Below are 12,056 nucleotides of genomic sequence, written 5' to 3' on the forward strand. Positions count from 1 at the left end.
AACGGTAAGGCCTCAGGTATTTTAAGCTTTGGTATAAGCGGTGGTATTGACGCTTGCGCCCGGTTTATTGATTCTCTGCAAATGATTCTCCGCCTGGTGAACATTGGTGACGCAAAGTCTTTGGCCTGTCATCCGGCTTCTACTACCCATCGGCAGTTAAATGAAAAAGAGCTGGCCTCGGCCGGAGTAAGTGCTGATTTAATTCGGATTTCGGTTGGCATTGAACATATAGATGACATTATTGCCGATGTTAGTCAGGCGCTCGATAAAGCCTAATTGGGCCTAAGTTACGCTGAGGTCAGCTGATCTCAGCGTAACTTAGCGTAGAGAAGGTCGGTATGGCTGTTATGCATTGTTAGCGTCAACTCTCTTCCAGTGCTGTTTGTTGCATTCTTTCCCGAATTCATAAAAAAATTTTGGACCAGACGGGGGCTAAGCCCGAAAGCGCCGTCTTTAATGGCCTTTCTAATACATGCGCTTTAGTTCGCGCACTCGCAATTATTGACCTAATCTATTTTCTACAGCGTGGCGTATGCTTACATACGGATACTTTGCTGATAGAGGTGTTGCTTATGAATTTTCTTATTACCGGTGGCACGGGTTTTATTGGCAGTGCTTTATGTGCTCATCTCTGTGAGCAGGGACATAATATCGTTGTTAAGACACGACGTCCGGAATTGCTTGGCACTAACATGACCTCAGTTAGAAATCTGAGTGAGATCAGTGCCGATATAAACTTCGATGTAGTTATAAATCTTGCTGGTGAACCCATTGCCGATAAAAAGTGGTCCGCAATACAAAAGGCACAAATTGTCGATAGCCGTATTGAAACGACGGAAGAAATAATTACCTATTTTAAAAAAACGCCAAAAAACCAGCGGTGTTTATCAGTGGTTCTGCTATTGGGTATTACGGCGTTGGTGTTAGTAATAAACTGATAGATGAGTCATCCGTCGGTGATCATAGTTTTTCTAGCCGCCTCTGCGCACAGTGGGAAGCGTGTGCGGTGCAGGCTGAAGCGCTGGGTATTCGCACCTGCTTGCTCCGTATTGGCATTGTTTTAGGGAAGGATGGCGGGGCATTAAACAAGATGCTGTTACCATTTAAGCTTGGTCTGGGTGGGAAAATTGGCAGCGGAAAGCAGTGGATGCCATGGATACATCTAGGGGATCTAATTGGGATTATTGATTTCTGTATTGAACAGACAAGCCTTCGAGGCCCGCTTAATTGCACTGCACCAAATCCAGTAACAAATAAGGAGTTCAGCAAAACCTTGGGAAGTTGTTTGCGACGCCCCGCACTGTTGCCAATGCCGGCTTTTGTCATAAAGGCCTTGCTGGGTGATATGGGTAAAGAGTTGCTATTGGCTGGTAAGCAAGTGTGTCCGGTTAAGCTTGAAGCAGCGGGCTTCCGATTTAAATATCAACGTTTAGATGCGGCATTATCAAGTGTGCTATAAGACTTTGCTCGTCCTTTAGCTAATGTCGCGTAGAAAAAAATTACTCATAGGAGTGCCTAGCCGTGAATGATATTAAGCTTCCTGATTACCTGCCGTCGTGGATGAGCGATCATGTTAATGCTTATCTTGAAAATGGCGAAGCGGCTCATCTTTGGGATGCGAGCTTAGGTGGCGGAGAGGGGATGTTAACCACGCTGCTGCTTACCACCAAGGGCCGGAAGTCCGGTAAGACCTTAATTATTCCGCTAATTTACCGGCCAAGCGGAGATGGCGGTTTTTGTGTGATCGCCTCCAAGGGCGGTGCGCCAGCGCATCCCGCGTGGTTTTTAAACCTGCAAGCGAATCAAAATATTACCGTGAAAGTGGCCAATGACGAGTTTAAAGCCGTTGCTAAGGTCGCCGCAGGCGAAGAGCGCGCAAGGCTGTGGAATATGATGGAAAACTATTTTTCGCCTTATGCGGCATACAAGGCTGCGACTGATCGCGAGATTCCCGTGGTGGTTCTTTATCCAGCGTGAAGCTGTTGGCGCGCGTGTGCTAGCCGGTTTAGGCTGTAGGTAAGTCAATGAAGCATCGTATATCTGTGGCAGATCAAACCTTTAAACAACAAGTGGAATTTTGCGCGTTTCCGGTGGCGGATTTTGATCACAGAGCACATATCCGCTTAGCCTACATTTACCTTGTTGAATATAACACCGTCGCTGCACTCAATCGCGTGCGACGAACGTTAACAGCGCTATTAAAACATGCAGGTATTGACCCTGTTCAGAAATACCATGAGACCCTCACTAAAGCCTGGATCTTGGCAGTTAGGCATTTCATGGAAAATACCGCTGATGCGCAATCTGCTGAAGACTTCATCGCTAAAAACCCGGTGGTGTTGGACTCAAAGATAATGATGAGGCATTACTCTGCCAAAGTACTTTTTTCCGATTTGGCGCGTCAATCTTTTGTTCAGCCTGATCTGGAGCCTATTCCGGTGCATGATGCTTAAGTGGTATGCGCAGTCTGTTGTTGAAATTAATCAGTGCTAATACTCTCTTGCGCTGAATAGGGATTTGATGAAATAAGCGCCGTAATGGTCGCCGCGGAGGGCGACCATTTTTCGGGGTTTCTCGCCGGTTTAGAACTCCTGCCGCAAATCTATACCGAACATACGGGGTTCCCCCCAACCTTCATTGTAGACGCCTGAGGAGTCGGCCACGGCGACAACGCCGATGCGGTAGCGCTCGTCGCTAAGGTTTTTGACCCATGCCGACACACTGAGGTCACCCTCTGGATTTTGCCAGCTGAGGCGGGCGTCCAACAGTTGGTAGGCTGGTTGACCGGCGGCGTTTGCATCGCGCTTAAAGGCGGCATAAGAGGCGGGATCAAAACCATAGAAAATCTCACTTTTGTAGCTGAGATCCATTCGCGAAGTAATCAAGCCGTAGTCGCCGGACCAGCTGTATTGCACGCCAATGGCGGCGGATTTATCTGGCGATACGGGAAAGGTTTCCTTGCGCCGGTCGACGGTTTCCTCTCGGCCTAGAACAGCGGCCTGCAGGTCCAGCTCGGTGAACTCGGTATAACGATAATTGTTCAAACTCAGGCTGGCATTAATTTGCAATTGGAGGCTCGGCAGCCAGAGTAATTCTAGCTCGCCGCCACGAATTTCAGATTGGCCGGCATTGCCAAATACCACCACCACGTTTTGACCAGAGTCGGCACCAACCGCGATTAATTGTTGGTCCGTAAAGTCCATAGCATACACCGCGCCATTTAAACGAACGCTGCGGTCAAAGGCGTCGATCTTAAAGCCGAGCTCATGATTGGTCACCACTTCGGGCTCGATCCGCTGGAGGCCATCAACGCCTCGAGGTTCAAAAAAGCCTGATTTAAAACCGCGACTCCAGGTTGCGTAAATCATAGTAGTGTTTACTGGACTATTGTCGAGCCAATGCTCGGGCAGGTTATACGCCAGCGACAGCATGGGGGTACTTTGGCTAAAGGTTTCTTCACGCATTTCCGCGCGGGTAGAGTTGGGGTCTAGCGGGTAGTCGATCAGCGCGTCGCCATCACCGTCGGTAAAAATTTGATTGGCGAGGCCGACGGGATCTGCCATCCAGCGCAGTGGGCCTAGGTAGGGGAAAAAGCCCGATACCCCTGGACCAAAGAGACCCATGTCAGTAGGTGCGCCAAACAGGCCGCCGGTGCTTAGTTGCTGGCCAATCGCATCCATATCCGCTTCAGTGGTACTCAGTTCCGAGTGACGACGCTCAGCTGTTACACGGTAACCGAGGGTAATTTCAAGAAGTTCGGTAATGTCAAAAGAGGCTTGAGCGAATATCGCAGCGGTGCTGTTTTGCAAATCAAAATCTGAAACCACGAGCGGCGCACCTATAAACCCGACAAGTGGGAGACTGCCGCCGGGCGCGGGCTGTGTTGGGTCGCTGCCGGCGCCGATTTCCGCCAGCGTTTGGCTGTCGATACCACGAAAGGCGTTGGACGTTGAAAAATTTTCGGTATTGGTTTCCTGCATGGCGAAAAAGCCCGCCGTGTAGCGCAGTCGCTGTTCCATGGCATCGCCGTTTAGTTGAACCTCAAAACTGTAAGAGCGACGATCGCTATCCTCGGTATTAATATAACTGGTCCAGAGGGCTGGGCCGCCGTCTGGGTCACTGGCGTGGATTGGGCCTTCTTTTTCTCCTCGCAGGCCTAGCACGGTTTTAAGGTTGAGTGATTCAGATAGCTGCCATTCGGCGGTCGCGGCCAGCAATATGGTGTCTAAATCTTTAGTCAGCCGAGGTGTTGCGCCGAGGTTGGTTTTTAAATCGCCAAGGCGCGCCCGGGAGTTGGCGTCACAGTTTTCCTTGAATGCGCGGGGATTAGACGGGTCGGTATCACCGCTGTGGGCTACCCAAAGTCCCTTGTAATAGAGTGCATTCTCATTGGGTAGGGTGCAGGTGGTGCCGGTCATCATCTCACGAACCTTGCCGAGAAAGGCCTGGGTGTCGAGGGTAAAGCTTTCGCTGGGTTCCCAGCGGGTTTGCAGTAACAGCGACTGACGGTCGTTGCTCGGTGTGTTCCCACTGGGGCCAATATCTTCGAGATAGCCGTCGTCTTTAGTGATATTGATAGCGGCCCGAGTATAAAAATGATCGTTAATCGGGATATTAATACCCGCTTTTAGACGATTCATCGCGTAGTTGCCGAGTCCTAATTCGACGTAGGCATCGTCGCTGTCATCGGGTTTGAGGAGACTGACCACCATTGCGCCACCCGTGGTGTTCTTGCCAAATAGGGTGCCCTGAGGGCCGCGCAGCACTTGTATGCTGCGTATATCTACCGTGTCGAGTAACTGGCCGTCGGAGCGGGGTAGGAACAAGTCGTCAAGATAGACACCAACAGTGGGGTCTACTCGCGCGAAGCCCGTGCGCTCGCCAATGCCACGTATATAGATCTGATTCGCTTGGCCTTTGCGGATCTCCAAGCTGGGAACCGATTTTGTGAGCTCGCTGGTGTTGCTTATCCCTCGGTCGCGAAGATCTTCAGCGCTAATCGCACTTACCGCAATAGGAATGTCTTGCATGCTTTCGCTGCGTTTTCGGGCGGTAACCAGCACCTCTTCGAGGGTGCCACTGGCGGCGTGTAAATCGCTGCAGTTGAGTGCGCTGAGCATAAATAGTGTGATGAGACCCTTGCCGGGTAATGCTTGTCGGCTAAACACAGTGTTAATACCTCTTTTACGACTGATACGCAGCAGTCTTTTTTATTTTGGAATATACGGTATATTATTACACTTAAGTGTATTTATTGTGCAATAGCTTAAAGGAAAATAGTGATTAATTAATTTGCCGGCGGCATAGACTTACTTTGAGGCGAGAAGGGTTTGGGAATGGGGGCGAGCTATCGCAAACTGTTTCACAGTCTACCGGTCGTCGCTTTCCGGAATCTCTTGGAGGACCAAACTGAAACGGAGCTGTGTGATTAATGGGGTCAGTTAAAAATATTATAGCGCCTTAAATGCGCAAACCGAGTATTGCTCAGGGTAATAAGTTACCCGCTGGTTACTTTATCGAATTGCTGTGATATTCTCGCTCCAGATTAATAATAATTAGGAGTGCATTGTATGAATGCCGCAGGTTTCTGGAAGGTCTCGTTAGCTACAGCGATGGGCCCGCAGGTCATGCAATTTGAAATTATCCCGACATCGGCAGGGTTCTTGGGGCGGATCACCAGCGCTATGGCCAATCTTGATGTGAACGGCACGGTGTCCGGTGACAAGCTGAGCTGGATCATGAATATTAAAAAGCCGATTCCGATCAACGTGACCTTTAATGTTGTGGTCGACGGCGACGCCATGACGGGCACCGCTAAAATGGGTTTTTTCGGTAAATCTGAATTAACGGGAGAGCGCATTGAGGCGGGTTCTTTTCAAGCTGAAGCAGCAGCCGATGACAGTGAATTGCTGACAGAAGATTACGTAGATCCACAGTTTACTGAAGCCTATGTCGACATTAATGAGCTGCGCGGAGAGCCGGTACCGCATCGCTATGTTCACGGCGGCTTTAAAGATACCGACGCTAAATTTTCGTTCTACTTTCCGCCCGCAGAACAGTATCAAAGGCGCTTTTTTCACAATACCTACCCAATGGCAACGACCTCTGATATCGGGCCGTTTCCCATCGCTTTTGACGTGGCAATGGGCAATTTAGCGTTTACTATGGATAGCGGCGCCTACTACGTACAAACTAATTTGGGTGGCGCAGATCGCGCGCCACCGGCAGATCCGGCGATCGCGGCTTACCGAGTTAACGCGGCGGCGGCAAAATATTCACGCCAGTTGGCGGCTGAGCTTTACGGTGAACATCGTCCATACGGCTATCTGTTTGGTGGCAGCGGTGGTTCCTACCAAGTCATGGGCGCAGCGGAAAACACCTCTGGGGTGTGGGATGGCTATGTCCCCTTTGTGGCGGCGTCACCGAATGCTATTCCCAGTATGTTTACGGTGCGTATGCATGCACTGCGGGTACTGCGCCAGCGCAATAAATTTCCTGGCATTGTCGACGCGATCAATCCGGGCGGCAGCGGCGATCCTTATGTGGATCTCAACGAAGAGGAGAGCGCTGCACTGCGCGAGGCCAGCTTAATGGGCTATCCGCTAAAAGGTTGGTGGAATCACGAAACGCTGACCAGTGGTTATTTTCCAAATGTCGCGGTGATTGTGCCGATGCTAGATCCCACTTACCTTGACGACTTCTGGACGAAACCGGGCTACCTTGGTACTGACCCAAAGTCTGCGATCGCGGCCGAGCGCGGGCAGTTTGAAACCACTGTCGCCGAAGTGCTGCCTGGCTTCCCTGCGCAGATTCGCTTAGCAGCCATGCCTGAGAAGGATTTTTCTGACGCCCATCTCATTGTGCTCAGCGGCGCTGCAGAAGGTAAAAATGCACCACTGGCTGATATTAAGGGTGATGTGGTAACCGTGTCTTATGCGGCTGATGCCACGCTTGGCCCAAGCTTGCAGCCCGGTGATAAAGTCCGCTTTGATAATAGCTGGGCGCTTGCACTACAAACATATCAGCGCCATCAATTACCAACGCCGGATATGTATGGCTGGAATCAGTATCGCGATGCCAATGGCGAGCCACTTTATCCACAGCGCGAAGCCTTAACAGGGCCAATTGGCGCGGCGGGTACGGCGGGGTCAGTTCCGGACGGCAGTATTCACGGCAAGGTTTTACTTGTGGAATCTATGATGGACATCGATGCCATGCCTTGGCAGGCAGACTGGTATCGCTCCCAGGTAAAAGAAAAGCTCGGCGCCGCGTTTGAAGACAATTTTGCACTGTGGTTTATCGAACATGCCCAACACGACAACCCGCCTGCTGGTATCGCGCAAGCGCACACCGTGAGTTTTGAGGGTGCATTACAACAAGCCTTACGGGATGTGAGTCGCTGGGTTGAAAAAGGTATCCACCCCAGTGAAACTCAATATGAGGTGGTAGATACACAGGTGTTGGTGCCGGACGATGCTAAATTGAGAGGCGGCATTCAGCCTGTTGTTAAGTTGCAGGTAAATGGCGGTATACGTACCGACGTGGCAATCGATAGTAGCGTCGATTTCAGTGCTGATATTGAAGTGCCAGCCAGGGCAGGGCGGTTGATTTCGGTTGAGTGGGATTTTGAAGGTCGAGGTGACTACCCACAGAAAGAATCTATTTCTGCGCCAGTTGCGCACCTGAAACTATCAACCAGCCATAGGTACGACAAACCGGGAACCTATTTTGCCGTGGTTCGCGCCACGTCCCAGCGTGATGGGGATGCAAAAACGCCTTATGGGCGGATTCAAAACATTGCACGGGTGCGGGTGGTTGTTAGCTAAGCTGTTTTCGATGTCATTACCTAATTGGGGGCCATTGGCCCCCAAGTCATTTCTGGCCCATACAGCGTTTAACAAGAATCGGGCTGATATTCCCCGCCTTATTGATCACAATGATCGTTGTCTTCAAGGGCTTGTATGCGAGAAGAGTTAAGGCAGCCATTTATTTGAACAAAGTGAATGTCTTTATGCATCGCACTTAGATACCCGACATGCCTTCATGAGATCCAAACCAACGCAGCAAATCGATGAATTGATTAACGTAATGAGAATTTCGCTAGAATTGGCACTGCCAGTTAACTACAGAGTAGCGGATGTACTCGCCTTCCATGGCCGCGATAGCGAACAGGTATCTGAACGCTGCGTATCTATGTATTCTGAATATCAAACTCAATCTGGCCAAGCGTTGTCGAGCACATTGGAGAAGGCCATTCTGTGGGATGGCTTTCCAGCGTGTTTAAGTATTCAGTTTGGTGCCCAAGCAGCGGCAGCGATTCTAGACTTGGATCTACCAGCACGGCAAAGCATTAAGTCTAATCAAGCAACACAGTGGCGAGGAGGCCTACAAAATATCGTCGTCCGAATGCTGGGCCTAAATCAAGACATCGCGGTATTTCGAAAACAGTATGCCCACCACCCGAATATCGGTGAGCTAATCCAGCAGCGACCAAGCCTACGAGTACCCTTGTCCGCTAATCCCTTCGAGGCGCTGTGTTGGGCTGTCACCGGCCAACAAATTAGCGTATCTGCCGCCGTGTCGATTCGGCGGCGATTTATTCAGCAGCTAGGTACCTTGCATTCCAGCGGTTTGCGTTGCCATCCTTCGCCCAGCCAAGTGGTGGCATGTGATATCGAGGAATTGCGCACTACCGGCTTATCCAAGAGCAAAGCGCAAACGCTTATTTTACTGGCGCAGGCCATTGATACCGGTCAACTGTTGCTGCCAAAGGCTGCCGCTAAATTGATGGATCACGCAAGCGCTGAAGTGTTGCGCGGGCAGTTGCTGGCTATTAAAGGAATAGGCCCGTGGACGGTAAATTATGTTTTGCTTAGGGGCTTTGCCTACCTAGACGGTTCCCTGCACGGCGACGTGGCAGTGCGGCGTAGCTTGCAAATATTGCTGGGTCAGGAAGTTAAAGTGACTGAGCGGGGGGCTGAACAGTGGCTGGCGCAATTCTCACCGTGGCGGGCTTTGGTGGCTGCGCATTTGTGGGCAATGCAGGCGGATCAGGTGTATTAGCTTTACGGCTAAGAAACAAACCATCCCGACCAATAAAATTGGCGGGATGTTTCGGTTAAAAGTACGTTAAAACTGCATCTCAGGCACATGATCAGGAACGATCAAGGCGCCTGCAGTTTTGGCTTTGATCTCTTCTACACTCACACCGGGAGCGCGCTCGCGCAAAATAAATTTTCCGTCTTCAATATCGAGTAATGCAAGGTCAGTGAGCACCCGTTTGATGCAAGCCTTGCCGGTGAGGGGCAGAGTGCATTCAGTCAGTAATTTAGACTCGCCGTGTTTGGACGCGTGGGTCATGGTGACGATAATATTGTCAGCGCCCGCCACTAAATCCATGGCTCCGCCCATGCCTTTGATGAGTTTGCCGGGGATCATATACGAGGCGATATTACCTTGGCAGTCTACCTCAAATGCGCCGAGCACGGTGAGGTCAACGTGGCCGCCGCGAATCATGGCAAAGGATTCCGCCGAGGAAAATAATGCCGCGCCGGGCGCTAAGGTCACTGTTTGTTTGCCGGCATTGATTAGGTCGGCGTCGATTTCGTCTTCGGTCGGGAATGGCCCCAAACCGAGAATGCCGTTTTCCGATTGCAGAATCACTTCCATGTCATCGGGAATGTAATTGGCTGCTAGAGTCGGAATACCAATCCCGAGATTTATGTAGTAGCCGTCTTTAAATTCTTGCGCAACCCGCTGCGCCAGTTGTTCACGCGATAAAGCCATTATTATTTCTCCTGCTATGCCTTGCGAACGGTACGCTGCTCGATTGCTTTTTCAAAGGTGCCTTGGATTAGACGATTTACATAGATGCCGGGCAAATGAATTTCATCCGGATCGAGTTCGCCAATTTCGACTATTTCTTCTACCTCAACCACCGCAATTCTACCGGCAGTGATCGCCATCGGATTAAAATTACGCGCGGCTTTGCGGAACACTAAATTGCCGTAGCGGTCAGCTTTCCATGCCTTTGCGATAGAGAAGTCGCCTTGAATCGCTTCTTCTAAAATATAGTGGCGCCCGTTAAAGACCCGCACTTCTTTGCCTTCGCCAACCGCGGTACCGTAGCCGGTTGCCGTGAAAAAGGCTGGAATACCCGCGCCACCCGCCCGCATTTTTTCTGCGAGAGTGCCTTGGGGAGTGAGTTCGACTTCAAGTTCGCCGCTCATCATCTGGGCTTCAAAGTGTTCGTTCTCGCCAACATAGGAGGCGATCATTTTTTTAATCTGGCGATTCGGTAGCAGCAGCCCCAAACCTTTGGTGGTGGTGCCGCAATTATTCGATGCGATGGTGAGGCCCTTGGTACCTTTGCGCTGAATTTCCTTGATTAGATTCTCGGGAATACCGCACAGACCGAAACCACCGGCAACGATGGTCATGCCGTCTTCGAGGCCATCCAATGCTTCTTCGTAGCTACTAACTACCTTGTCAAAACCGGACATATGTATCTCCTGTTATACTGCAGTGCGCCGCTTTAAGCGGTTTGTATTTATTTATCGAGCTGAAGCCAAGGCCACTTTGGAAGCACTTTGCCGCCCCAATTTACCACTGATGAATTGGCCAGCGCTGATTAATTTATCGAGATCGACGCCGTGCTGAATACCAAGACCATTGAGCATATAGACAAGGTCTTCGGTCGCGACGTTCCCCGCAGCACCTTTGGCATAGGGGCAGCCACCGAGGCCGGCGACCGAGCTGTCGACCACGGAGATACCCATTTGCAGTGAGGCATAAATATTGGCCAGTGCTTGCCCGTAGGTGTCGTGGAAATGCGCGGCAAATTTATTGACCGGGGCGATTTTTAATACTGCTTCCAACATGCGGCTAACGTCAGCGGGCGTGCCAGTACCGACGGTATCGCCTAGGGATATTTCGTAAACGCCCATCTCTAGCAAGCGCTGGCTAACCTCGGCCACCTTCTGGGGTGCCACGGCGCCCTCGTAGGGACAGCTAATCGCGCAGGACACATAGCAGCGTACTTGAATGCCTAAATTTTTAGCGGCGCTCATGACTGGCTTAAAGCGATCGAGGCTTTCCTCAATACTGCAATTGATGTTCTTTTTGCTAAAGGCTTCAGAGGCGGCGGCAAAAATCGCTACTTCATTGGCGCCAACGCTGATGGCGCGCTCAAAACCTTTTATATTTGGCACCAATGCCACATAGCGCACATCGTCAAGACGTTTGATCTGGCTGAAGACGTCTTCGCTGCCGGCCATTTGCGGTACCCAGACCGGGTTCACAAAGCTGCCGGCTTCGATGTTTTTAAGGCCTGCGTCGCTGAGCATATTGACTAATTGCACCCGAGTCTGGGTATCAATAGGCTGCTTTTCGTTTTGCAGGCCGTCGCGAGGGCCAACTTCGACAATACGGACAGAACTGGGAAGTTTCGCGTTCATTATTCTGCTTTCTCTAGCTGGATTAATTCAGCGCCACCGCTCACTAACTCGCCGGGCTGATAGAAAAAAGCAGCCACTGTGCCATCGCTCGGGGCGCGAATGGTGTGCTCCATTTTCATGGCTTCCATAATCATCAAGGGGTCGCCCTTGCTCACGGTGCTGCCGACGGCCACCAAGTGACTAACGACGGTGCCGTTCATGGGGGCGACTAATTGATTCTCTGCCGCGTCGTCACTGTTGTCGCCTAAATCTGGGCGTTTTATATTGAAGTGAATAGCGCGCTCGGCGTTATACAAACTGTAGCCGCTGTCGTGCTCGGACACGCTGGCGTTTTGGCGGTGGCCATCAATATCAGCGAACAATACGCGGTCTTGCAGTTGGCCATTGACAGTGGACTCCAAGTCGCCACTGCGAATAACAAAGCTGGCGTTCGGGGCTGACGACAGCGCAGTAGCGGTGACCGCGACGATTTCTTCGCCAAACTGGATGTCAAAATTATGCTGGGCAGCCTGATTCATCCGCCAACTATGGGCGTTATTCCAGGGCGAATTAGCGTCGACACTATTACTGGCGCGTTCAGCGATCAATTGCTTCTGGCGG

The 12,056-nt window shown here is 51.0% G+C and carries 12 protein-coding genes; 7 read left to right on the forward strand and 5 right to left on the reverse strand.

Annotated features, from left to right (window positions below; all coding sequences use genetic code 11):
- The 5 genes from ABYT30_RS09055 to ABYT30_RS09075 form a co-directional block, all read left to right on the forward strand.
- The coding region (locus ABYT30_RS09055) for a PLP-dependent transferase (RefSeq protein WP_373096107.1) at positions 1–276 on the forward strand (276 nt) is incomplete at its 5' end.
- 296 nt (positions 277–572) lie between these two features.
- Complete coding sequence (locus tag ABYT30_RS09060) at positions 573–938, forward strand: NAD-dependent epimerase/dehydratase family protein (protein WP_373096109.1); 366 nt, start codon at positions 573–575, stop codon at positions 936–938.
- Positions 881–1,459, forward strand: coding sequence for a TIGR01777 family oxidoreductase (locus tag ABYT30_RS09065; protein ID WP_373096111.1), 579 nt, complete (start codon positions 881–883; stop codon positions 1,457–1,459). Before ABYT30_RS09060 ends, ABYT30_RS09065 begins: the two co-directional genes overlap by 58 nt.
- 62 nt (positions 1,460–1,521) lie before the next feature.
- Positions 1,522–1,977 (forward strand): nitroreductase/quinone reductase family protein, encoded by a 456-nt coding sequence (locus ABYT30_RS09070; RefSeq protein WP_373096113.1) that lies wholly within the window; start codon positions 1,522–1,524, stop codon positions 1,975–1,977.
- A 65-nt stretch (positions 1,978–2,042) separates the two neighbouring features.
- Positions 2,043–2,453, forward strand: a complete 411-nt coding sequence (locus ABYT30_RS09075) for a hypothetical protein (protein ID WP_373096115.1) — start codon at positions 2,043–2,045, stop codon at positions 2,451–2,453.
- Positions 2,454–2,582: 129 nt separating this feature from the next.
- On the opposite strand, the gene ABYT30_RS09080 is transcribed toward ABYT30_RS09075, so the two are convergent.
- The gene (locus ABYT30_RS09080) at positions 2,583–5,168 is read right to left on the reverse strand and encodes a TonB-dependent receptor (protein ID WP_373096117.1); all 2,586 of its coding nucleotides are present in this window, start codon (positions 5,166–5,168) and stop codon (positions 2,583–2,585) included.
- Between the two features lie 402 nt (positions 5,169–5,570).
- Here ABYT30_RS09080 and ABYT30_RS09085 point away from each other — a divergent pair, with 402 nt between their 5' ends.
- Both ABYT30_RS09085 and ABYT30_RS09090 read left to right on the forward strand, forming a co-directional pair.
- Positions 5,571–7,826: a hypothetical protein gene (locus ABYT30_RS09085; RefSeq protein WP_373096119.1), complete on the forward strand. Its 2,256-nt coding sequence runs from the start codon at positions 5,571–5,573 to the stop codon at positions 7,824–7,826.
- A gap of 217 nt (positions 7,827–8,043) precedes the next feature.
- Positions 8,044–9,063: a DNA-3-methyladenine glycosylase 2 gene (locus tag ABYT30_RS09090; protein WP_373096121.1), complete on the forward strand. Its 1,020-nt coding sequence runs from the start codon at positions 8,044–8,046 to the stop codon at positions 9,061–9,063.
- Positions 9,064–9,129: 66 nt separating this feature from the next.
- Here ABYT30_RS09090 and ABYT30_RS09095 read toward each other — a convergent pair whose 3' ends face one another.
- From ABYT30_RS09095 to ABYT30_RS09110, 4 genes are all read right to left on the reverse strand, one after another.
- Entirely contained in the window at positions 9,130–9,786 is a 657-nt protein-coding gene (locus ABYT30_RS09095) for a CoA transferase subunit B (RefSeq protein ID WP_373096123.1), read from the reverse strand.
- Between the two features lie 14 nt (positions 9,787–9,800).
- A complete protein-coding gene (locus ABYT30_RS09100; RefSeq protein WP_373080676.1) occupies positions 9,801–10,502 on the reverse strand; it encodes a CoA transferase subunit A in 702 nt (233 codons plus the stop codon).
- Positions 10,503–10,553: 51 nt separating this feature from the next.
- The gene (locus tag ABYT30_RS09105; protein ID WP_373080674.1) at positions 10,554–11,456 is read right to left on the reverse strand and encodes a hydroxymethylglutaryl-CoA lyase; all 903 of its coding nucleotides are present in this window, start codon (positions 11,454–11,456) and stop codon (positions 10,554–10,556) included.
- The coding region (locus ABYT30_RS09110; RefSeq protein ID WP_373096125.1) for an acetyl-CoA carboxylase biotin carboxyl carrier protein subunit at positions 11,456–12,056 on the reverse strand (601 nt) is incomplete at its 5' end. The genes ABYT30_RS09105 and ABYT30_RS09110, both read right to left, overlap by 1 nt.

The sequence above is a fragment of the Zhongshania sp. genome (assembly GCF_041623545.1).
Classification (GTDB): domain Bacteria; phylum Pseudomonadota; class Gammaproteobacteria; order Pseudomonadales; family Spongiibacteraceae; genus Spongiibacter.

Excerpts from the sequence above, each read along its gene's own strand:
- ABYT30_RS09060 (WP_373096109.1), top strand. The coding sequence starts at position 573 with ATGAATTTTCTTATTACCGGTGGCACGGGTTTTATTGGCAGTGCTTTA.
- ABYT30_RS09085 (WP_373096119.1), top strand. The coding sequence starts at position 5,571 with ATGAATGCCGCAGGTTTCTGGAAGGTCTCGTTAGCTACAGCGATGGGC.
- ABYT30_RS09090 (WP_373096121.1), top strand. The coding sequence starts at position 8,044 with ATGAGATCCAAACCAACGCAGCAAATCGATGAATTGATTAACGTAATG.
- ABYT30_RS09095 (WP_373096123.1), bottom strand. The coding sequence starts at position 9,786 with ATGGCTTTATCGCGTGAACAACTGGCGCAGCGGGTTGCGCAAGAATTT.
- ABYT30_RS09100 (WP_373080676.1), bottom strand. The coding sequence starts at position 10,502 with ATGTCCGGTTTTGACAAGGTAGTTAGTAGCTACGAAGAAGCATTGGAT.
- ABYT30_RS09105 (WP_373080674.1), bottom strand. The coding sequence starts at position 11,456 with ATGAACGCGAAACTTCCCAGTTCTGTCCGTATTGTCGAAGTTGGCCCT.